This window comes from Vreelandella populi, from assembly GCF_003989825.1.
GTDB lineage: Bacteria > Pseudomonadota > Gammaproteobacteria > Pseudomonadales > Halomonadaceae > Vreelandella > Vreelandella populi.
On the sequence record NZ_RZHE01000008.1, the window covers coordinates 202,819 to 223,868 of the forward strand.

Below are 21,050 nucleotides of genomic sequence, written 5' to 3' on the forward strand. Positions count from 1 at the left end.
AAGGAGTGCAAGGATGAACGCGAGTAAAATTCTTCAGCAATTGATGCAGCAGGCTGGCGGTAGTCAAACAGGCAGCAGCGGGGTCGATGTGAAAGGCATGCTGAGTGGTCTTTCCAAGCAGTTGGGCGGTGCCAGCAGTGGCCAAGGTGGTCATTCCTCCGGCGGTTTGGATATTAAAAGCCTGCTGGGCGGCGGCGCCATGGGCATGCTGGTGGGGTCCAAGCGTGGCCGCAGCATGGGCGGTAAAGCGCTTAAATATGGCGCCATTGCAAGTGTTGGCATGCTGGCGTGGAAAGCATGGCAGAGTTCACAAGCGGCCAAGAGTAGTGACGCCCAAGCTTCAGATGCGCAAGCAGGTAATCAGGAGGGCGAGCGGGTTGAGGTGCTCAGCGGCGAGTTTCAGGAACGGCGTAGCCTGGAACTCTTGCAAGCCATGATCATGGCTGCCCGAGCCGATGGCCATATTGATGAGCAGGAGCAGGCGCTGATAACCGAGCAGATTGACGCCCTGGGGGCGGATCAGGAGATGCATGAATGGGTGGAGCAGCAGCTCAAGGTCCCGCTTAACGCCGAAGCGTTGGCGCGCGAGGCCGACTCGCCCCAGGCCGCTCGCGAGATGTACCTGATGAGCGTCGCGGTCGTTGATGATCAAAATCCCATGGAGCGTGCCTGGCTAGATCAACTGGCGAGCGCGTTGAACTTGTCTGAAGAGATGACCCGCGAACTCGAGCGCCAGGCGGAGCAGGCCGGTTAATACGCAAAGAAAAGCGCCGCACGCCTTAAAGGCGTGCGGCGCATATTTTCAATGCATACAAGCGTAGCGGTTAAGCGACGTTATTCGCTGACCACAATGACGGACTTGGCATTAACAAACTCGTGCATGCCAAAACCGCCGTGCTCGCGCCCGTAACCAGAGTCTTTTACGCCACCAAAGGGCATTTCAGGTGTAGCCACGCCAAAGCCGTTGATGAATACCATGCCGGTATCGAAGTACTTGCTGGCAAGCTCCGTGGCACGTTTTGTGTCTTTGGAAATGATCCCGCCGCCAAGGCCATAACGGCTGTCGTTAGCAATGCGCATAGTGTCTTCATCATCCTTGGCACGAATCAGGGCCGCGACGGGGCCAAACAGCTCGTCATCATAAGCGGGCTGGCCGGGGGTAACGTTGTCCAGTACGGTCACCGGATAGAAAGCGCCTTTACCCGTGGGCTTTTCACCGCCACAAAGTATTTTGGCGCCTTTGCTGACACTTTGCTCTACCTGTTCGTGCAGCGCATCGCGCAGATCCACGCGTGCCATCGGGCCAAGATCCGTATCACTATCGTTCGGGTCACCGACTTTTAGCGATTTCATTTTTTCTACAAAGCGCTCTTTAAAAGCCTCGTAGTTGGCGTCTGTGATCACAAAGCGTTTGGCCGCTACACAGGTTTGGCCACCGTTAAACACGCGCCCGGTGACACAGGTATCGACCGCGACATCAAGGTCAGCGTCATCCAGCACCAGGAACGCGTCGTTTGACCCCAGCTCCAGCACGGTCTTCTTCAAGTTTTCAGCCGCTTTGGCGGCTACCTTGCGTCCGGCGCCATCGCTGCCCGTTAGCGTGACACCCCGTACGGCCTTATGAGCAATCACTTCATCGGAAACGTCGTGAGAAATGACCAGCGTACGGAAAACGTTTTCAGGCAGACCCGCTTCGCGGTAAATCTTCTCAAGCAGTAGGCCGCTGCCGGTCACGTTTTCAGCGTGTTTCAGCAAAACGCTGTTACCCGCCATGATATTGGCAATGGAGTAACGCACCACTTGATAGGCGGGGAAGTTCCACGGCTGAATGCCGTAAATAACGCCCATCGGCGAGTAGGTAATAAAGCCGCGCTCACCGTTGCCGGGCTTGCGCTCTTCATCGGCCAGCTTCTTGGGGCCGTGCTCAGCCGTGTAGTCGCAGATACCGGCACACAGATCGATTTCCTGGCGCGCCTGCTCCGGAGGTTTGCCCATCTCTTTAACAATCAGCTCGGCCAGCTCTTCTTTATGGTCGGTGAGCGTCTTGCCAATGGCTTTAACGATCTTGGCGCGCTGTTCAAGGGGTTGTAACCGCCAATCAAGAAACGCTTGGTGGCTTGCCTCGACAACCTGCTTCGCCTGGCTGGAATCCATCAGCGTATAGGTATTTAGTGTGTCGCCGGTCGTCGGGTTTACGGTCGTGATGCTGTTGCTCATAAGATCTCCTATCTTTAGATCAACGCTTCAATGTCCATATCGGTTAAAACCGACTGGTCTAATTTAGATGACTATCTACCTTAGTAGACAATCAGCCTTTATGCGTAACGGTGGGGCAGTATCATTTTTAAAGAGTTCATAAAGCGCTAATAAAAAGCGCGTACGTTTTTCATCAATGGTTGGCTGGCTTATATTAGCGACGGCTCAGCCCCGCTTTCTTAAGCCGGTTTTTTAAAGCCAGTATTTTAAAGCGAGGGCCATACTTCACTCAGCGTGCGCAGCGCCGCGTCAATGGTCGGTTCTTCTGAGCGATCATGGCGCCAGATCAAGCTAAGTGCGCAGGGCAGGCGAATATTATTGGCAACGACAAGGCCGCTTTCCTGACGCTCGGCCATGGCCAGAGCATCGCGTGCCAGGCTCAAGCCAACGCCCGCGCGTACTAAATCCAGCATGCAGGCTTCCTGATCGACCTGGGCAACGCGGTTGGGCGTGGCGCCACTGCTGGCAAGCGCATGTTGTAAAAGGCGGTGATGGGCAGAGTCCTCGGGCGTGACGATCCAGGGCAACCGGGCCAGGGCCTCCCAGCGTGTATCGGCTAGTTGGGCATCCCAGCCCATTGGGGCAACAACGTAATAGTGAAAATGGGTCAACTCGCGCCAGGCAAGCACCTCTTGGTCGGCACCCAGGCCGGGCGGCGCCAGGTAAAACCCCACGTCCAGGTCGCCTTGCTCAACACGTCTTAACGTACTGCCGCTCATCCCGTGATGAAGCTCGGTTTCAAGCTGCGGTGCCTGCGTCATTAAGCGACGCAGGAAAGCGCCCAGGCGAATAAATTCCGGGTCGACAATCGTGCCTATCTTGAGCCTGCCTCTTGGCGTGCTGTGTAACGTATTGGCCGTTTGCTCAAAGGCATTAGCGCTTGCCAGGGCTTTTTCGGCAGAGGGGAGCAGGGCGTGGCCATCGGGGGTTAGCGCTAAGCCCTGGGGGCGGCGTTCAAATAGGGTAAGCCCCAGACTTAGCTGAAGCTGCTTCAACTTTAGGCTGATAGCGGGCTGGGTAAGGTGCAATTGCTCAGCCGCGCGTGAGACGCTGCCTAGACGGGCGACCGTCACAAATGCCCGTAGTGTCGCGTATTCGTGCATGGAACCTCTTGGTTTTCGTTTTGTTATTAGCTGAGCTTATATCCCAATTTAAATTTACTCAATTGATCGTGCAAGCAATCACGTTAGTCTGGGGAGATACTATTTTTTCTGCTTATAAAGGTAGTCGTGATGACAACAACAGCAATTCAGCACTTTATTAATGGTCAGATCAGCGCAGGTAGCTCTGACGATGTTCAGGATGTGTTCAATCCGGCCACCGGCCAAGTAACCGGCCGTGTCACTCTGGCGTCACAAAGCGATGTGGATACGGCTGTAAAAGCGGCCATTGCAGCGTTTCCTGCGTGGGCTGATACGCCTCCCATTCGCCGGGCCCGGGTGTTATTCAAGTTTCTGGAATTACTGAACACCCATAAAGATGCCCTGGCTGAGGCGATCACCCAGGAGCATGGCAAGGTGTTTACCGATGCCCAGGGCGAGGTGGCGCGCGGGATAGATATTGTCGAGTTTGCCTGCGGCATCCCCCAACTGCTTAAAGGTGACTACACCGAGCAGGTCAGTACCGGTATTGATAACTGGACAACCCGGCAGCCGCTTGGCGTTGTTGCGGGTATTACGCCGTTTAACTTTCCGGTCATGGTGCCGATGTGGATGTTCCCTATCGCCATTGCCACGGGTAACACCTTTATTCTTAAACCAAGCCCGCTCGACCCTAGCGCTTCATTAATGCTGGCAGACCTTCTGAAGCAGGCCGGTTTGCCCGATGGCGTGTTTAACGTGGTGCAGGGAGGGAAAGAGTCTGTCGCAGCACTAATGGATCACCCCGAGGTAAAAGCTCTCTCGTTTGTCGGCTCGACGCCGATTGCTAACCTGATTTATGAGCGGGGTGCCAAACATGGCAAGCGGGTGCAGGCGCTGGGCGGGGCGAAAAACCATATGGTCGTCATGCCCGACGCACATCTGGATAAAGCGGTGGATGCATTAATCGGCGCCGCCTACGGCTCGGCGGGCGAACGCTGCATGGCGATTAGCGTAGCGGTACTGGTCGGTGACGTAGCAGATAGCGTGGTGCCCAAGCTTGCTGAGCGCGCTAAAGCGCTAAAAGTAAAAAATGGCATGCAGCTGGATGCCGAAATGGGGCCGATCGTAACGCGCCAGGCCCACCAGCGTATTACCGGCTACATCGAAAAAGGCGTGTCTGAAGGCGCGAAACTGATCGTGGATGGCCGCGAGTTTGATACTGCCCAGGTGGGTGATGACTGTGCCGACGGCTTCTGGATGGGTGGCACGCTTTTCGACCACGTCACGCCGCAAATGACGATTTATAAAGAGGAGATCTTTGGCCCGGTGTTGGTTTGCGTGCGCGTGCCGGATGTAGCGACGGCCATTCAGTTAATCAACGACCACGAATTCGGCAACGGCGTCAGTTGCTTTACCGAAAGCGGCAGCGTGGCAAGAGAGTTTGGGCGCCGCATTCAGGTGGGTATGGTGGGTATCAATGTACCTATCCCGGTGCCGATGGCATGGCACGGCTTTGGCGGTTGGAAGCGTTCACTGTTTGGCGATACCCACGCCTACGGTGAGGAGGGCGTACGTTTTTATACCAAGCAGAAGTCGATTATGCAGCGCTGGTCAGACTCGATTGATAACGGGGCTGAGTTTGTGATGCCAACTGCCAAGTAATAAGTTGATGCGGAGCAAGGCAAATGACACAACAACAAACCTTGGCATTTGACTACATTGTGATAGGCGCAGGCACCGCAGGATGCCTGATGGCCAACCGGTTAAGCGCCGACCCGAATAATCGGGTACTGCTGATAGAAGCGGGCGGGCGCGATAACTATCACTGGATCCATATTCCGGTGGGGTATCTGTACTGCATCAATAACCCGCGCACCGACTGGCTGTTTCGGACCGAGCCCGAGCAGGGCTTAAACGGCCGCTCGCTGATTTACCCGCGGGGTAAAACCCTGGGCGGCTGTTCGAGCATTAACGGCATGATTTATATGCGCGGTCAGGCGCGCGATTACAATCACTGGGCTGAGGTCGTAGGTGATGATGCCTGGCGGTGGGAAAACTGCCTGTCGGACTTTATGAAGCATGAAAGCCACTACCGGCTGGATGAAGGAGGCGATGCTGATGCCGAGCAGCGTGACTTTCACGGAGATAGCGGTGAGTGGCGGGTTGAAAAGCAGCGCTTGAAGTGGGAAGTGCTGGACGACTTCGCCGAGGCGGCCGTGCAGGCCGGTATTCCACGCACTCAGGATTTTAACCGCGGCAATAATGAAGGCGTCGCCTACTTTGAAGTAAACCAGCGTAATGGCTGGCGCTGGAACACGGCCAAGGCGTTTCTACGCCCTGCGCTTAAACGTAAAAACCTGACGCTTTGGCACTCTACCCAGGTGAATCGGCTCTACTTTGAAAATGATGAAGGTAGCCCACGCTGTAAAGGGGTAGACGTTACCCAGCGCGGGAAAAGCGTTAACGCCCACGCCAGCAAAGAAGTAATTTTGTGTGCCGGCGCCATTGGCTCACCGCATCTTCTGCAACTATCCGGTATCGGACCTAAAGCGCATCTTGAAGAGCACGCTATTAATGTAGTGCATGACCTGCCGGGAGTGGGCGAAAACCTGCAAGATCACCTCCAGATACGCTCGGTGTATCGTGTCACCAATGCAAAAACCCTAAACGCCATGGCAAGTACCTGGTGGGGAAAAGCGGGTATCGGATGGGAGTATTTTAGTAAGCGAACGGGGCCCATGAGCATGGCGCCTTCCCAATTAGGTGCCTTCACAAGAAGTGCCGATGAGTATGAGTTTCCTAATATTCAGTACCACGTTCAGCCATTGAGCTTGGACGCCTTTGGGCAGCCACTGCACGCTTACCCGGCGATTACCGCCAGCGTATGTAATCTGAACCCCACCAGCCGGGGGACGGTACGTCTTAAAAGTAATCATCCAGGTGAGCCGCCAGCCATTGCGCCCAATTACCTGAGCACCCCTGAAGATCGCAAGGTGGCCGCTGACTCCTTGAGAATCACCCGCCGTATTGCCGCACAGCCTGCTTTTGATAAATACAGGCCAGAAGAGGTTAAGCCTGGGGTTCAGTATCAAAGTGATGATGAGCTGGCGCGTTTGGCGGGCGATATAGGTACGACTATCTTTCATCCTGTGGGTACCACGCGTATGGGACGCGCTGATGACCCCATGGCCGTGGTCGATGCCAGATTGCGCGTGCGAGGGATCAAAGGCGTGCGTATTGCCGATGCGGGTATCATGCCGACGATCACCAGTGGCAACACAAATTCGCCCACGTTAATGATTGCTGAAAAGGTGGCGAATTGGATTTTAGAAGAAAATTCATTGCATTAAGTTTTTTTCAAGCATAATGTTGACGTGCGCTTTTGTTAAGTGCATGCTTTCTGCAGTAGGTTAGCAAGTCGAACGTTGTCAGCAGTACCGAACGCCCAAGCGTAAGTCTGGTGAAAGTTTCTTGTTCTACCCACTGCAATTCGGGTATTGCCCGGCTTTACATTAAGTAATATCGAGGATTTCGATCATGGCAACTGGTACCGTTAAGTGGTTTAACGACACTAAAGGTTTCGGCTTCATTTCTCCGGACGACAATGGCGACGACCTGTTCGCGCACTTCTCCGAAATTCAAGCTGACGGTTTCAAAACTCTGCAAGACGGCCAGAAGGTTTCCTTCGACGTTACTCAGGGTAAAAAAGGCCTTCAGGCTTCCAACATCAAGGTTCTGGGTTAATTCTCAGCATTTGATGTTCGCCACTAGCGTTTAACGCTAGCGTGCTAAAACCCCGCTTAAAAGCGGGGTTTTTTGTGCGCGTATGAAAACTTTATATTCTATTTCGATATTTAAATGTTTCTAAAAATAACTTTTTAGAATATGCAGTTGGCGTCACAATAGCACATGCTTTTTTGTTAGGGATGCTGCGTTATGACGCTGGATGCTTGGATTGCGGTAGCCGTAGTTGTCACCATTTTTCCGTTGATGGCCGCCTCGCGTTTGGGGCCGGATATCATTTTACTAGGCGCCGTCATTGTACTGATGACGCTGGGCGTGCTGGAGCCTGCAGAGGCGTTAAGCGGTTTCTCCAATAGCGGCCTGTTTACCGTTGCGTTTATGTACGTGCTGGTGGCCAGTATTCGTGAAACGGGCGGCATCGATTTAATTATCCGCTATGTGCTGGGGCGCCCCAAGACCGAGCGAGGCGCCCTGGTGCGGTTGCTGTTGCCGGTGGCTTCACTAAGCGGTTTTTTAAACAATACGCCAGTGGTGGCAACGTATATACCGGCGGTGATGAGTTGGAGCCGACGTTTGCGGCGCTCGCCCCAGCGCCTTTTGATGCCGCTCAGCTTCGCCTCGATTCTCGGCGGCACCATTACTCTGTTTGGCACCAGTACCAATCTGGTTGTTCATGGGCTGCTGGTCGAACGCTACCCAGACCTGGTCATGGGATTGTTTGATCTCGCCTGGGTAGGCATCCCTGTGGCCGTTGTCGGCCTTACCTATCTAATTATACTCGGCCCTCGGCTGTTGCCGGCCCGGGAGGGGCTGGCCAACGTGTTTGCCAACCCGCGTGAATTCACCATCGAGATGGAGGTAGACCGTGAAGGGGTGCTGGTTAACCGTACGGTTGAAGAGGCGGGATTGCGCCACCTGCAAGAGCTGTTTCTGGTTGAAATTGAACGCGATGGCAACGTTGTCAGCGTTGTCGGGCCTGGCGAGCAGTTAAAAGGCGGCGACCGGCTGGTGTTTGCGGGCACCAGCGATGCCGCGGTCGAGCTGCAGCAGATCCGTGGGCTTGTGCCTTCGCGCGATAGTGCCTCAAGTCTTGAAAAGGAGTTCAAGGAGCGCCGCTTGGTCGAGGCGGTCGTCTCCAACCAGTGCCAGTTTATCGGTCAGCGCATTCGCGATGGCCGATTTAGAACACTCTATGGCGCTGCCGTGCTGGCAATTTGCCGAGGCGGTGAGAGGGTTCGAGGTAACCTTGGGCAGGTGCGCCTGCAGCCTGCCGATGTATTGCTGCTGGAGGCACGCCCGCCGTTTATCGAGCGTCATCGCCAGTCAAAGGACTTTCTTTTGATCAGCGAGCTCAACGGCTCGGCAAGGCCGGTTCACGAAAAAGCCCCGCTTGCCTGGGGTATTCTACTGGGCGCTGTACTGCTGGCCGCCTTGGGGGTGGTCAGCATGCTGAATGCCGCCATGCTGGGGGCTGCGTTAGCGCTTCTGACCGGCTGCTGTTCGGTTGACGCCGCCAAGCGTGGGCTCGATAGCCAGGTACTGTTAACGATTGCGGCCTCTTTCGGAGTAGGCGCTGCGCTGCAAAGCTCAGGTGCGGCAGACGCGATTGCCGGTGGCGTTCTGAATATCGTGGGCGGTAATCCTTGGCTTCTGTTGATAGGTACTTACTGTGTCGTTGCGCTGTTAACCGAGCTTGTCACCAATAACGGTGCCGCCGTGATTATCTTCCCAGTGGTCATGGCTGCTGCCGAGAGCTTGGGGGTTAATCCCATGCCGTATGTGGTGGCGGTCATGTTCGCTGCCTCAGCCAGTTTTCTAACCCCGATCGGTTATCAAACCAATTTGATGGTGTATGGCCCCGGCGGTTATCGAATCAGCGATTTCCTGCGGGTAGGCGGCGGATTGAACGTCATTACCGGTATTATTGCGCTTGTCTTGATTCCTCTGGTGTGGCCCTTTTAGGCGCAATTGCTCGCCGTGAATGCCGGTTTGCGCTAGGGTGCTGTTTTTCAATTAAGTAAGGATGAACACAATGACCGCTCCGGGCGAACTGATTATTGAGCCGCAAAATGGTCAACCCGCCGATGCTTGCGTGTTTATTATTCACGGCTTGGGAGCCGATGGGCATGACTTCGAGCCGCTGATCCCCGCGCTACAACTGCCTGACGATGCGCACGTGCGCTTTATCATGCCCCATGCGCCCCGGCTGCCGGTAACGGTTAACGGTGGGATGGTGATGCCTGCCTGGTACGACATTCTGGCCATGGATTTGGGGCGCCGCGTTGATGAAGTGCAGCTCAAGCGCTCGGCCGAGCGTATTCAGGCGCTGATTCAGGAGCAGATTGATCAGGGAATCGTCAGTCAGCGAATTATCGTGGCGGGCTTTTCCCAGGGGGGCGCCGTGGCCTACCAGGCAGCGCTGTCATTCCCGCAGCCGCTTGGCGGGTTACTGGCCATGTCGACCTACTTTGCCACCGCCGACAGCATAGAGGCGAGCGAGGCAAACCGATCATTGCCCATTGAAGTACACCACGGTAACTTTGATCCCATTGTGGCAGAGACGTTGGGGCGCGCGGCGTTTGATCGCCTGAAAGAGCAGGGCTACACGGCCAATTATCGCCAGTATCCCATGGCTCACGCTCTTTGCCCCCAGCAGGTGGGGGATATCGGCCAGTGGCTCACCAAGCTTCTGGGATAATCAGCGCATCGACAAGTGATGCAAAGGCAGGCACAGTAACCTAACGATAAGCCGGTGCAAGGATAGCAAAGGCAGTGATAGCATCTTTTGATGGTGTAGAAGTAGGTTTAGCGCTCTGTATGGTGACAGCAGCGCTGTTTTGTTTATTTGACCGTCATTTGCTGCGTGCCTGCTGCTTTTTTGTGGGATTCACTCTTTGCATGGCGCTTGCCTGGCTGATACTGGAAGCGCCCTGGCTTGCCGGTGTTGAAGGACTGATAGGGGCGCTTTTAACCGCACCGTGCCTGTTTTATGCCTTGGGCAGCTTTTCGCATGCCGCCAAGCTGCCGCCTTATGATCACATCAAGGAACCGCTTTCTCGCGGTGTCATGCGTACACTATTGGCGCTCGCCTGGTGCCTGATGGTGGGCGCGACCGTGCGTTTTATCTTTCCCGAAATGGTCTATTCGCCCACCGAACACCCACTGCTATTGGCAGGCATTGTAATGATCGCCACGGCGATGGGGGCTTTTGCCTGGCATCGCCACCTGGTGCGGCGTCTGCTTGCCTTTAACGTACTCGGCTCAGGTGTATTTTTGCTTCTGGCGGGGCTTGCGGGAACGAGCGCGCAAGGTCAGGCGCTGGTTACGGTTGGCCTGGTGGTTGCCTGGTTAGGTTCACTTTTGGGCGCCTTGGTGATTCGCAGACTCTACCAGCTGGAAGGGCAGGTCGCCTTGTCGGACGAAAGCGCGCTCAAGGAGAAGGGCAAATGATGTGGCGCTTTGGTCTGGTAGAAAGCACGTTTGCACCCATGCTCACCAGCCACTGGGCGCTGGCGGCGGTTCTGTGCCTACCGCTTCTGTTCGGCGCTCTGGCGGCTATTTTCCCCCCAAAACGTATGTGGCCCGTTGCATTGGCCTGCGTTCCCATTCTCGTCGCCGGCTTATATCTGTTAATCGATACCCTGCAGGCGGACCTGCTACGCTGGCAGTGGGAGTTCTCTGGGGTGAGCATCGCTTTTCGCCTGAATGGATTGAGCATATTGCTTTTGCTGTTAACCCAGTGGCTGGGCGCTGCGGCAGCTCTCTATACACCTGGCCTGCTACGTATTTCAGAACCTGAACGTTTCGCCCGCTGGCTCTGGCCATTGATAGGGACAGTGATAAGCGCGCTGTCGCTTGCCTGGCTGGCAACCGACCTGCTTACGCTTTACATCGCTTTGGAAATGATGGGGCTGGCGGCAGTTGCCATGCTGCTGCTTTCCGGCAAGGTGGCCGCGCTGCAAGCGGGTATGCGCTATCTGCTGCTTACGCTGGTGGGGTCACTTGCCTACCTGTTAGGTGTCGCCCTGGTAGTCGGCTATTGGGGGCAGCTTGATTTGGCCGGGCTCGCCCAAGTGATGGAGCCAGGGCCGGTTGCCTGGATGGCGGCGGCGCTCATGGGGGCAGGGCTTGCCTTGAAGGCAGCCCTGTTTCCACTTCACGGTTGGCTCTCCCCTGTGCACGCCAGTGCCTGGACGCCGGTAAGCGCGCTACACGCCGGTCTGGTCGTCAAGGCATCACTGTTCGTGCTGCTTCAGCTGTGGAGCCTGTTGCTGCCGGATACCTTCTGGGCACCCCGCTTGATTGCCTGGATGGGAATGTTGGCCATTGTGTGGGGAGGGCTGATTGCCTGGCGTGCCGAGTCGCTGAAAACGCTGGTGGCCTCATCCACCGTCGCACAGCTGGGTTATCTAATGGTGGTGTTTCCCCTGTTGATCGGGCCGGATATCAGCCCGCTTGCCCGCGCACTTGCCTGGGAAGGGTTCTGGCTGCAGCTGATGGGCCACGCGCTGGCCAAGGCGGCGATGTTCATGGCGGCTGGTAATCTGATTCTGGCGACCGGCGAAACCACGTTAAAAGGACTTGCCGGTACCAGCCGCCGCCTGCCGCTCTCATTATTAGTTTTTGGGGTGGCCTCGGTAACGCTTATGGGGCTGCCGCCCAGCGCGGGCTTTACGGCGAAATGGCTGCTGTTACACGCCATGGTGGTCTCCCAACAGTGGTTGGCGGTTGCCGCGTTACTGGTCGGCACGCTGTTGACGGCAGCCTACATTTTCCGATTTTTTCGCTATTCGTTTATGGAAACAGCCCCGCGCCAGCGTTATCAGCCCCTTGCCCCCGGTATGGACATGATTGCGCTTTGCCTGGCTCTGGCGGCATTTGTGCTGGGGCTGCTTGCGCACTTCCCGCTAGAGCTCCTTCAAGGAGGTAGTGCATGAATGCTGCCTGGCTACCCCTAACGGCAATAGCTGCTTCATTGCTGGCTGCGGTCATCATCTTTACCCTGCCCGAAGACGCCAGGCGCCTGCGCACCAGCATTAACCTGTTGGCTGCGGTGATCAAGATCACGCTGGTTGCGCTGATGGTGGGGCGAGTGGTGCAGGGTGATGAGGCCATTTTCAGTTTTCAGATAGTAGGAAATATCGATTTTGTTCTGCGTGCCGATGCCCTTGGCGTGATGTTCGCCGGGCTTTCGTCGGTGCTATGGCTGTGTACCACGGTGTACGCTATTGGTTACCTGGAAGGAACCGCGAACCGTAAACGCTTCTTTGGTTTCTTCAGCCTCTGTGTGGCAAGCACGTTAGGCATTGCGCTCGCGGGCAACCTGTTTACCTTCCTGATTTTCTACGAAATGCTGACGCTTTCCACCTATCCGCTGGTGGTCCATTCAGGGACTGACAAGGCGCTGAAGGCGGGGCGGGTTTATCTACGCTATACCCTGACCGCAGGCGTCGTGCTGCTGTTTGGAGTGGTGCTTCTGTATAGCTTCACGGGCGAGCACTCGTTTGCCTCCGAACGCGGCCTGGGGGATTACTTGGGTGATCACCGAGCGTTACTCACCTTTATCTTCGCCCTGTTGGTCGGAGGATTTGCCGTCAAGGCTGCCATGGTGCCGCTGCATGGCTGGCTGCCTCGGGCAATGGTGGCCCCTGCACCGGTCAGTGCACTGTTGCATGCGGTAGCCGTGGTCAAGGCGGGCGCTTTTGGCATCTTGCGAATTATTTACGATCTTTACGGCATTGAGTTAAGCGTAGAGCTGGGGGTTACCACGGCGCTGGCCGTGGCGGCCTGTATTACTATTATTTATGGCTCATTGCGTGCCATCGCGCAGCAAGAATTAAAACCCCGGCTTGCCTTTTCTACCATTAGCCAGGTGTCGTATATCGTGCTTGGGGTTAGCCTGTTTGGCCCTTTCGGCACCATAGGCGCGCTTGCTCACTTGCTGCACCAGGGGCTGATGAAAGTAACCCTGTTTTTCTGCGCGGGCATCTATGCAGAGGAGTTAGGGATTCACTGTATTGATGAAATGAATGGCGCCGGCAAGCGCATGCCGCTTACCAGCCTGGCCTTTACGATAGGGGCGCTGGGCATGATTGGCCTGCCGCCGGTGGCTGGGTTTATCACCAAGTGGTATTTGGGAATCGGCGCCATTCAGGCCGAGATGTACTGGGTAGTTGCCGTGCTGGTGGCCAGCAGTACTCTCAATGCGATCTATTTTTTACCCATTGTGCATCGCCTGTGGTTTCGCGTGGGTCCCGCCCATGGGCATGGCACCTGGCCAAACGAGCAGCGACTGGGGCGCCTGGAAACCCATGGCTGGCTGCTCTGGCCGGCTGTTTTTACCGCGTTCATCAGCCTTGCCGCTGGGCTGCTTGCCGGGCTGCCGTTTAGCCCGCTTGATTGGGCGACCCGGGTTGCAGTGGGGGAATATCTACAATGATCACCCTGCTACTGATATTCGCCCTTTGCTGGCCGCTGTGTATCGCCCTTGCCAGCGCCTGGCAGGCATACCGTACTTCTGCATCCCAGGGGCGCTATTTGTCCTGGTGGTGGGTGAGTGCCGCGTGGCCATCGCTTTTACTGCCTTACGCAGGCGAAGCGCAGTGGGTAATCGAGGCCTGGATGCTGGGCGGACAGTGGTCGCTTGATGCGCTTAGCCGTCCCTGGCTTGCCTTTACCACGCTGCTGTGGAGCTTGGCCGCCGTGCATGCCCGCGGTTACCTTGCTAAAGAGCAGGTCAAGGCGCAGGTGGGAGATAGCAGCGCTGAGCGCCGTTTATTGCGCCTTACACTTTTATGGCCGCTTACTTTACTGGGTAACGTACTGCTGATTATCGCTCAGGATATCGCCAGTTTTTATTTGGGCTTTGCGCTGATGACGTTTGCAGCCTATGCCCTGGTGGTGCATACCGGCACGGATGAGGCGAAGTTGGGAGCCAAGGCCTATTTGATTATGGCCGTGCTGGGGGAGGGATTAATCCTGGGCGGACTGTTATGGGCGGCAGGCGATGCGCAGAGCGTGCTGCTTGAAGGCGTGCGTGAAGGCATCGCCAGTGCTGAACACGGCGCACTTATGGCGGCACTGCTCTGGCTTGGGCTGGGCGTTAAAGCAGGCGTTATTGGTCTGCATGTATGGCTGCCATTGGCGCACCCGGCCGCCCCGGCGCCAGCCAGCGCCGTGCTAAGTGGCGCAATGATCAAGGCGGGGCTGCTGGGCTGGTTATACGTACTGCCTTTGGGGGAAACATCACTTTCGCCTGAACTAACCCGGTTGGGAGACATCATGCTGATCGCCGGCCTGGCCGCCGCGTTTGGCGCAGCGCTCTATGGAGTTTGGCAACGTCATCCCAAGGCGGTGCTGGCATATTCAAGCATAAGCCAGATGGGCATGCTGACTGCCATGGTGGCCATGGGACTCGCCGCGCCCGAAGTATGGCCTTTGCTGCTGCCGGGCGTGGTGCTGTTTGCAGCCCATCACGCCCTTGCCAAGGGCGCACTCTTCATGGGCACCAGCATAAGTGAGCACCTACCTCGTTGGCCGTCAGCACTTGTCTGGATTTTGCTGGCACTGCCTGCCTTGTCGCTTACAGGAGCATTTGGCGCAGGCATGATCAGCAAGTGGACCGTAAAAAGCGCTTTATATGAGATGCATCACGAGTCCTTGATTACGCTGTTAACCTGGGCGGCTATCGGCACCTCGGGGCTGGTAGGCGTGAGTCTCTGGCGCCAGTGGCAGCAGCGCCATGCAGGCGGCAGTCACTCAGCGCAGTGGGGCGCCTGGCTTGCAGCGCTAACGGCAGCTCTTGTGACGCCACTGTGGCTGCCGCTTCCTGAGGGTAGTGTGGCTATACCGCCGCTAAAAGAGTGGGTCAGTCTGGTGTGGCCGCTGCCGGCAGGGGTAATGGCCGTATGGATCGGCGGGTGGCTAACGCGTCATTTACGCGTTGGCACACCGCCCGCCGGCGATTTATGGTGGTTTTATGCTTGGTTTGCGCAAAACGTTTTGGTAGCCATAAGGGGTATCGGACAGTGGTGTAGTGGTATTAAAGCGGCGAGTGTTAATGTCACTTTAGCCATTGAAAAGCGGATCATGGGGCGCTTAACTCAACTAACGACTATGGAAAGCTGGATGCGCCATCATACGAGCGGTTTGATGATGGCGCTAGCCGTCATACTGGCATTGCTACTAATGTGGGAAGGGGCGTAATGAGTCACGAGAATTCATCGAATCATCGAGGGCGTCGAGCCGAGAAGCCAGATGAAATTACGCGCCGTGGCTGGTTTGATATTGTTTGGCGCGTGCTGCGCGCGGCCAAGCGTGACCGTCTTACCATGTTGGCTGCTGGCGTGGCGTTTTACGCATTGCTAGCGCTATTTCCTACCATTGCTGCGGTGATCTCGCTGTGGGGATTACTGTTCGACCCGGTTGAAGCGGGTCGGCAGCTTTATGAGATAAGCCGCTTTATGCCCCCTGACGCTGCAAACCTTATTGACCAGCAGACCCAAGCAGTGGTCGAAAGCACCGAATCCGGCAATGTGATGGCGGTGTTTGCGGGCCTTTTAGTGGCGATGTATATCGCGTCCAAAGGGGTGGGTGTGCTTGTGATTGGTCTCAACGTGGTTTATGGCGAAAAGGAGCAGCGTAATATCTTTCTTCGCGGTGTTGTACTAATACTGCTGACGTTTGGACTGATCGGCATGACGCTTATATCGCTTGGCTTTATCGCTATCGTGCCTGTGCTGGTCGATGCCTTAACCGTGGAACCACCCTTTGATAAAGTATTTAAGTGGCTGCGCTGGCCTGCGTTATTGATCATCATGAGCTTTTTAATTGCCTTGTTGTATCGGTTTGCGCCTTATCGGCGAGCAGCGCAGTGGCGCTGGTTAAGCTACGGCACGCTGTTGGCCACTACCTTATGGCTACTGGGGTCAGGTGGGCTTTCACTTTATGTGCGCTACTTCTCGAGCTTCAGCGAGCTTTACGGCTCACTGGGCGCGGTAGTGGTGTTGATGATGTGGTTTTGGCTTTCAGCCTTTGTAGTATTGCTTGGCGCAGAAGTGAATAGTGAGATGGAGCGCCAGACCTCTCGGGACACCACCGTAGGCGAGGAGCGCCCGTTAGGCGAGCGTGAAGCCTTTGCCGCCGATACGTTAGGCGTCGAAAACCCCTGGAATGGCGATAAAGAAAAAACCCGCCAGTAGCTAGCTGGCAGGTTTACCGTACGTTTGCCGAGGATGTTAACCCCGCTATAAAAGCTCTTCAGCCGCCAGCGCCAGGCGCGAGCGCTCAACGCTTTTAAGCGTAATGTGCCCGGCATGCGGCCAATCACGAAAGCGCTCTACTACCGCCGCCATGCCGCAGGTGTTGGCGGTAAGGTAGGGTGTGTCGATCTGGCCAACGTTTCCCAGGCACACAATCTTGGTGTTACGTCCGGCCCGGGTCACCAGTGATTTAAGTTGTTTGGGGGTAAAGTTCTGTGCCTCATCGATAATCAAAAAGGTGTCGTTCAAGGTGCGTCCGCGCATAAAGCTTGGCGAGCGAATTTGTACCCGCGAGCCAATCAGCTGGCGTGTGGCACCGTTATCCCACGTTGACTCCCCCTCCTCGTTGCGCAGCAGGTTATCCATATTGTCGTGGAAGGCACCCATCCACGGCGACATTTTCTCCTCCTCGGTGCCGGGTAGAAAGCCGATATCCTCGCCCATGGGAATCGGCGCGCGGGTAAACACGATGCGTTCAAACAGCTTGGCATCCAGAGTTTGCTGGAAAGCTGCCGCAAGCGTCATGAAGGTTTTACCCGTGCCTGCGTTACCCGCAATGGTGACCAAGTCAATATCCGGGTCCATCAGCAGGTTAAGGGTAAAGTTCTGGCGGCTGTCGTGGGCGTGAACCCCCCAGACGCCTGCATGATGACGGTAATTGGTTAACAATTGCAGGCGGGCGGAGGAGGGGGAAAGTTCACGGATAATGGCTTCAAACTCGGCACCGTTTTCGCTATCCGATACCAGCATGCCCAGGTGCCAGTGACGGGGCATATCACCACTTAGCTGATAAAACGTCTGGTGATCTACGCGCTCAACCGTGACCTCAACATTCAAGGCTTCCCAGAGTGACGCACCGTCATGTCCGGCATCGGCATACACCTGGGCGCCTTCAATCATGGCATCGCTATCAGAGAACGCCCGGTCGTTATGGTAATCCTCTACGGGTACCTTAAGTGCCGCGGCTTTTACGCGCAGGTTGATATCTTTGGTAATCAGAATGACGGATGCATCAGGGCGTTCATCGCGCAGGCGACAGGTTTCAGCCAAAATGCGGTTGTCGGGGCTGTCGTCTAATGCGTCAAACGGTTTCAGGTCGTTGTAGCACAAAAAATGCAGGCGCCCCGTTTCCCCACTGATCCGGGGAATGGGAATGCCACGTTGAATTTCGTCAAAAGTGACTTGGTTGGTGAGGTCAGAGAGCGTACGACTGATTTGCCGCGCCGTACGGGCAATTTCACGAATTCCGTTTTTGTGCTTGTCCAGCTCCTCAAGAACCGTCATAGGGATAACCACGTCATGCTCGTCAAAGTGATAGAGCGCAGCGGGGTCGTGAATCAGGACATTGGTGTCCAGGACATAAAGCCTAGTCGCTTTCTTATCGAGTCTTACCATCGTGGATATAACTCCTTGGTTGACGGCAACATCGACACTGGCAGTTACATCTTACGCCTTTATGACACTTGCCTGTGTCGTTCCCCGGGCGTGTCCTTGGATCTCCTTGTGTGGCTCTTTTTACTAGCGTGGAAGGCAATCGCGTTTTTTTCCACTGTTATATTTCAATGGGGTGACCGTTAGCGCATATTTCCTAGAAAGCGCGCCACGTTAGCGAGAAGAGCAGTTGCCACAACACCTAGATTTTCACCCTCTAGATAACGGTAATAATGGCTATCCAGCGTCAGGTCGTGGTTCAGTGCGCAAAGCCTGTTACCTTCCAGTGCCTCTTTGACCAAGGGGCGGGGGAGAAGCGCCCATCCCGTGCCGTTAATCACCGCATCCCGGATTACCTCAAACATGGTGAAACCCAGGTAGTTAGCGGAAAACAGTGCTTCGTTTACCAGCTTATCCCCCTGGTCATAGGTGAGGCACACCTGGGTATATTGGGCGAGGTCGTCGCGGGTCACGTTAGGCAGGCGACTTAATGGGTGGCTAGGAGCGGCTACTAAAAACATGCTGACGGGCGCGAGGTTACTGGCATTAATGGAGACGCCTTCAGCGGTATACAGCCCAAAGGCGATATCCACCGTTTGACGAAGCACAAACTGGGGGTGCTCCTGAGGCGGCAGTAGGTAGACCGATATGGCCGTCAGCGGATAGCGCTGTTTTAAATCATGCATAACCTGCCGCCAAAACGCTTCAGGCAGGGCGTCATCGCGGGCAATACAGAGCTGGCTTTCAACGCCCTGGAGGTGCTGTTGGCAGTGCTTATTAATTCGGCTGGCGCTGGTTAGCAATCGGTAACAATCAGGCAGTACGCTTTCACCTACGGCGGTTAGTTGTAGACTGTTCCCTGAGCGCTCAAAGAGCGCGACGCCCAGACTATCTTCCAGCGCATTAACAGCTGCGCTTAACGTGCTGCGCTTGACCCCCGTGTGCCGAGCGGCGGCGGCGAACGAACCGTGTTCAGTCACATCAATAAACGCCTGTATTTGCTCTGCACGCATGGTGTTGCCTCATTGAGTGCCAAAATAGTTGGCGCTGAGCGATTGGTGAACCGTTAGTGTACTCACTATGATGGCTTGCGTTTATCACCTTCCATCGGAGCAACCCGCGTGACCCCCTTTATTGCCGAGCGCCGCGCGCTTAGATTTTCAGCTATTTCAGCAAGCCTTTTTGCATTCTCTGGTCTGGTCCTGGGATTGGCCAGCGGTTCAATCACTATTTTGTTCGATAGTGGCTATTCGCTATTAAGTCTTGTTCTGGCATCGCTTTCCCTACTCGCCTTGCAACATGCCCGTAAACCTGCGGATGATCACTACCCCTTTGGGCGGCTGACGGTAGAGCCACTTGCCGTACTGCTCAAAGGCGTGGTGATCGCGTTGGTGTGCCTGTTTTCAATGGTCTCAGCAGTATGGAGCTTGCTTCAGGGCGGGCGTCCGGTAACGCTCGATCTTGCCATACTGTTTAGTATCGTGAATGTCGGCGGCTGTTTATTGACCTGGTGGTGGTTGAAGCGCTACGCCCGGATTGCCCGCTCATCACTGCTGGCGGCTGAACTTCGCCAGTGGCAGATGGACACCGGACTAAGCGCGGCGGTAATGCTTGGTTTCGCCCTTACCTGGCTGTTAACCCTGACCCCTTGGGCCAGCTACGCTCGGTTTGCCGACCCGGTGATGGTACTGATCATTGCGGGCTACTTTTTGCCCATGCCGATCCGCATGGTGCGCGGGGCACTGCGCGAGCTGATGTTTGGCGAACCCATGGGCAGCATTCGCCAGGACATGGTGGAGGAAGTCGCTGACTTTGATATCGTCAGTGACGATGTGCGCATGGCTCAGGTAGGCAGTTTTCTGATGGTGGATATTCAGCTCGATAAGCAGCAAATGGACGATGCCGAAGAGATTGTGGAAAGCGTTGAGCAGCACTGCATACGGCGTAACTTGCGCCCCATCACCAGTATTACCCTGGTTACTACGTAAGCCACCCCATAAGCCTGCGAGTAAAAAGATTGACGCTATGAGGGAGGAGTGCTATCTAGCGCTACCGACAAACGGTGTCGGTCTTACATTGCACTTTTGAGGGTTTACAAAACATGCCACTGCGCCGCTGTTTGCCCGTGCTGCTCGCCACCATTCTGGTGGCTGGCTGCGCAAGTTCTACTGTTGCTCCCCGCTACACGACGAATAATCCCGATGTAATCCGGATTGGTGGGGAGCGCCCTGCCAATGCCGACCCGCGTACGGAAGACGCCGGTTCCTACTGCATGGAAACCGCCGAACGCTGGAACGAGCATGGCCGCACGCCGGATGGACAAACACTGTGGGCCAAAGATACCCTGCGCCGGGTCGTACCCTGCCAGTAAGGGCAAGTCGGTAGTCAGCATAACGCCAGCTCGATAAGCTGGCGTTATGCTATAAAGCGGCAACATATAAGTAAGGAATTTAATCGCCTTTTTTCTGCGGTTTACCTTTGCGCTGGGTACTTGCCATCTCTTCAAGCTCTTTTTCGCTCATCGAGTCGTACATATCCTTGGATGCACCTTGAAGCTCGCTCTTTTTGGTGTCCCCACGCTTGGCGGAAAGCGCGGCACCTGCGGCTTTTTGCTGGGCTTTCGATGTGGCTGGCATAATAAAGCTCCTGTCAATTGACTTTCCTTTAGGGCTTACGTTATTTAGCCTAGCAGGCAGGGGGAAGCTTTCCAGAGCTCTCCATTAGCGCTGCCCACTTTTATTAATAATTAAGAGAGCACCATGACACCAGCCATCAACACGGCAAAAAAAGCGGGTATCCTGTTTGAAATTCATGAATACCATCACGATGCGGCAGCAGAGTCCTACGGCCTGGAAGCCGCTGAAAAACTGGGGGTGGCTGCCGAGAAGGTATTCAAAACGCTGGTCGTGACGCTGGATGGCAAAGCGCTTGCGGTAGGCATTGTGCCGGTTACCATGCAACTGGGCCTGAAACAGATTGCCAAAGCCGCTGGGGCTAAAAAAGCTGTCATGGGCGTGCCTGCCGAGGTTGAACGTGCAACCGGCTATGTCTTGGGCGGAGTAAGCCCGCTGGGGCAGAAAAAGCGCTTGGCCACCTATATTGATGCTTCGGCTGCAAGCTTTGACACTATATTTGTCAGTGCCGGACGGCGCGGGCTTGAAATCGAGCTGGCGCCAAGTGATCTGGCAACCCTTTGTAAAGCTAACTTTGCGCCCCTTGCGGTATGAGAAGCACGCAGGGATAGGCACTTTCTGGTATGGTGCTTTCCTTTAATATG

Annotated in this window: 19 protein-coding genes; 14 read left to right on the plus strand and 5 right to left on the minus strand. The window is 55.6% G+C overall.

Translation table 11 applies throughout. From position 1 onward, the window contains the following. The first annotated feature begins 13 nt into the window (after positions 1-13). Positions 14-754 carry a tellurite resistance TerB family protein gene (locus ELY25_RS10495; RefSeq protein ID WP_126951235.1) on the plus strand — a complete coding sequence of 247 codons (741 nt, stop codon included), beginning with the start codon at positions 14-16 and terminating at the stop codon, positions 752-754. 80 nt (positions 755-834) lie between these two features. Here the strand turns inward: ELY25_RS10495 and ELY25_RS10500 are convergent, their stop codons facing one another. Both ELY25_RS10500 and ELY25_RS10505 read right to left on the minus strand, forming a co-directional pair. After that, positions 835-2,217 (minus strand): NAD-dependent succinate-semialdehyde dehydrogenase, encoded by a 1,383-nt coding sequence (locus ELY25_RS10500; protein WP_126951236.1) that lies wholly within the window; start codon positions 2,215-2,217, stop codon positions 835-837. Between the two features lie 245 nt (positions 2,218-2,462). Next, positions 2,463-3,359, minus strand: coding sequence for a LysR family transcriptional regulator (locus ELY25_RS10505; RefSeq protein ID WP_126951237.1), 897 nt, complete (start codon positions 3,357-3,359; stop codon positions 2,463-2,465). Positions 3,360-3,488: 129 nt separating this feature from the next. Between ELY25_RS10505 and ELY25_RS10510 the strand changes: the two genes are divergently transcribed. The 10 genes from ELY25_RS10510 to ELY25_RS10555 all read left to right on the plus strand — a co-directional run bounded on the left by ELY25_RS10510 (position 3,489) and on the right by ELY25_RS10555 (position 16,282). After that, entirely contained in the window at positions 3,489-5,000 is a 1,512-nt protein-coding gene (locus tag ELY25_RS10510; protein ID WP_126951238.1) for a CoA-acylating methylmalonate-semialdehyde dehydrogenase, read from the plus strand. Positions 5,001-5,023: 23 nt separating this feature from the next. Next, positions 5,024-6,688, plus strand: coding sequence for a GMC family oxidoreductase (locus tag ELY25_RS10515; RefSeq protein WP_126951239.1), 1,665 nt, complete (start codon positions 5,024-5,026; stop codon positions 6,686-6,688). 187 nt (positions 6,689-6,875) lie between these two features. Beyond that, entirely contained in the window at positions 6,876-7,082 is a 207-nt protein-coding gene (locus tag ELY25_RS10520; RefSeq protein ID WP_054641278.1) for a cold-shock protein, read from the plus strand. A gap of 192 nt (positions 7,083-7,274) precedes the next feature. Beyond that, positions 7,275-9,044, plus strand: coding sequence for an SLC13 family permease (locus ELY25_RS10525; RefSeq protein WP_126951240.1), 1,770 nt, complete (start codon positions 7,275-7,277; stop codon positions 9,042-9,044). A 70-nt stretch (positions 9,045-9,114) separates the two neighbouring features. Next, entirely contained in the window at positions 9,115-9,780 is a 666-nt protein-coding gene (locus tag ELY25_RS10530) for an alpha/beta hydrolase (RefSeq protein WP_126951241.1), read from the plus strand. 74 nt (positions 9,781-9,854) lie between these two features. Then, complete coding sequence (locus ELY25_RS10535; RefSeq protein WP_185856111.1) at positions 9,855-10,532, plus strand: hydrogenase subunit MbhD domain-containing protein; 678 nt, start codon at positions 9,855-9,857, stop codon at positions 10,530-10,532. After that, entirely contained in the window at positions 10,529-12,019 is a 1,491-nt protein-coding gene (locus ELY25_RS10540; RefSeq protein WP_126951242.1) for a complex I subunit 5 family protein, read from the plus strand. Before ELY25_RS10535 ends, ELY25_RS10540 begins: the two co-directional genes overlap by 4 nt. Further along, positions 12,016-13,521: a complex I subunit 5 family protein gene (locus ELY25_RS10545; protein WP_126951243.1), complete on the plus strand. Its 1,506-nt coding sequence runs from the start codon at positions 12,016-12,018 to the stop codon at positions 13,519-13,521. Before ELY25_RS10540 ends, ELY25_RS10545 begins: the two co-directional genes overlap by 4 nt. Further along, positions 13,518-15,287 carry a proton-conducting transporter transmembrane domain-containing protein gene (locus tag ELY25_RS10550; RefSeq protein ID WP_126951244.1) on the plus strand — a complete coding sequence of 590 codons (1,770 nt, stop codon included), beginning with the start codon at positions 13,518-13,520 and terminating at the stop codon, positions 15,285-15,287. Before ELY25_RS10545 ends, ELY25_RS10550 begins: the two co-directional genes overlap by 4 nt. Next, positions 15,287-16,282, plus strand: a complete 996-nt coding sequence (locus tag ELY25_RS10555) for a YihY/virulence factor BrkB family protein (RefSeq protein WP_126951245.1) — start codon at positions 15,287-15,289, stop codon at positions 16,280-16,282. Before ELY25_RS10550 ends, ELY25_RS10555 begins: the two co-directional genes overlap by 1 nt. 45 nt (positions 16,283-16,327) lie before the next feature. Here the strand turns inward: ELY25_RS10555 and ELY25_RS10560 are convergent, their stop codons facing one another. Together ELY25_RS10560 and ELY25_RS10565 are read right to left on the minus strand one after the other, a co-directional pair. Further along, positions 16,328-17,737 carry a PhoH family protein gene (locus ELY25_RS10560; RefSeq protein ID WP_126951246.1) on the minus strand — a complete coding sequence of 470 codons (1,410 nt, stop codon included), beginning with the start codon at positions 17,735-17,737 and terminating at the stop codon, positions 16,328-16,330. A 179-nt stretch (positions 17,738-17,916) separates the two neighbouring features. Further along, on the minus strand, positions 17,917-18,786 hold the full coding sequence (locus tag ELY25_RS10565) for a LysR family transcriptional regulator (protein WP_126951247.1): 870 nt from the start codon (positions 18,784-18,786) through the stop codon (positions 17,917-17,919). Between the two features lie 108 nt (positions 18,787-18,894). On the opposite strand from ELY25_RS10565, the gene ELY25_RS10570 reads away from it, so the two are divergent. Both ELY25_RS10570 and ELY25_RS10575 read left to right on the plus strand, forming a co-directional pair. Continuing rightward, the gene (locus tag ELY25_RS10570) at positions 18,895-19,761 is read left to right on the plus strand and encodes a cation diffusion facilitator family transporter (protein WP_126951248.1); all 867 of its coding nucleotides are present in this window, start codon (positions 18,895-18,897) and stop codon (positions 19,759-19,761) included. A 113-nt stretch (positions 19,762-19,874) separates the two neighbouring features. Beyond that, positions 19,875-20,144: a hypothetical protein gene (locus tag ELY25_RS10575; RefSeq protein WP_126951249.1), complete on the plus strand. Its 270-nt coding sequence runs from the start codon at positions 19,875-19,877 to the stop codon at positions 20,142-20,144. A gap of 79 nt (positions 20,145-20,223) precedes the next feature. On the opposite strand, the gene ELY25_RS10580 is transcribed toward ELY25_RS10575, so the two are convergent. Continuing rightward, complete coding sequence (locus ELY25_RS10580; protein ID WP_126951250.1) at positions 20,224-20,409, minus strand: DUF3008 family protein; 186 nt, start codon at positions 20,407-20,409, stop codon at positions 20,224-20,226. Between the two features lie 123 nt (positions 20,410-20,532). Between ELY25_RS10580 and ybaK the strand changes: the two genes are divergently transcribed. Then, complete coding sequence (gene ybaK, locus ELY25_RS10585; RefSeq protein WP_126951251.1) at positions 20,533-21,000, plus strand: Cys-tRNA(Pro) deacylase; 468 nt, start codon at positions 20,533-20,535, stop codon at positions 20,998-21,000. Positions 21,001-21,050 lie beyond the last annotated feature (50 nt).

Bases quoted from the DNA above. Each gene is read 5' to 3' on its own strand.
- ELY25_RS10540 (WP_126951242.1), top strand. From the start codon at position 10,529: ATGATGTGGCGCTTTGGTCTGGTAGAAAGCACGTTTGCACCCATGCTC.
- ELY25_RS10560 (WP_126951246.1), bottom strand. From the start codon at position 17,737: ATGGTAAGACTCGATAAGAAAGCGACTAGGCTTTATGTCCTGGACACC.
- ELY25_RS10550 (WP_126951244.1), top strand. From the start codon at position 13,518: ATGATCACCCTGCTACTGATATTCGCCCTTTGCTGGCCGCTGTGTATC.
- ELY25_RS10530 (WP_126951241.1), top strand. From the start codon at position 9,115: ATGACCGCTCCGGGCGAACTGATTATTGAGCCGCAAAATGGTCAACCC.
- ELY25_RS10565 (WP_126951247.1), bottom strand. From the start codon at position 18,786: ATGCGTGCAGAGCAAATACAGGCGTTTATTGATGTGACTGAACACGGT.
- ELY25_RS10495 (WP_126951235.1), top strand. From the start codon at position 14: ATGAACGCGAGTAAAATTCTTCAGCAATTGATGCAGCAGGCTGGCGGT.
- ELY25_RS10555 (WP_126951245.1), top strand. From the start codon at position 15,287: ATGAGTCACGAGAATTCATCGAATCATCGAGGGCGTCGAGCCGAGAAG.
- ELY25_RS10520 (WP_054641278.1), top strand. From the start codon at position 6,876: ATGGCAACTGGTACCGTTAAGTGGTTTAACGACACTAAAGGTTTCGGC.
- ELY25_RS10545 (WP_126951243.1), top strand. From the start codon at position 12,016: ATGAATGCTGCCTGGCTACCCCTAACGGCAATAGCTGCTTCATTGCTG.
- ybaK (WP_126951251.1), top strand. From the start codon at position 20,533: ATGACACCAGCCATCAACACGGCAAAAAAAGCGGGTATCCTGTTTGAA.
- ELY25_RS10525 (WP_126951240.1), top strand. From the start codon at position 7,275: ATGACGCTGGATGCTTGGATTGCGGTAGCCGTAGTTGTCACCATTTTT.
- ELY25_RS10575 (WP_126951249.1), top strand. From the start codon at position 19,875: ATGCCACTGCGCCGCTGTTTGCCCGTGCTGCTCGCCACCATTCTGGTG.
- ELY25_RS10500 (WP_126951236.1), bottom strand. From the start codon at position 2,217: ATGAGCAACAGCATCACGACCGTAAACCCGACGACCGGCGACACACTA.
- ELY25_RS10515 (WP_126951239.1), top strand. From the start codon at position 5,024: ATGACACAACAACAAACCTTGGCATTTGACTACATTGTGATAGGCGCA.
- ELY25_RS10505 (WP_126951237.1), bottom strand. From the start codon at position 3,359: ATGCACGAATACGCGACACTACGGGCATTTGTGACGGTCGCCCGTCTA.
- ELY25_RS10510 (WP_126951238.1), top strand. From the start codon at position 3,489: ATGACAACAACAGCAATTCAGCACTTTATTAATGGTCAGATCAGCGCA.
- ELY25_RS10580 (WP_126951250.1), bottom strand. From the start codon at position 20,409: ATGCCAGCCACATCGAAAGCCCAGCAAAAAGCCGCAGGTGCCGCGCTT.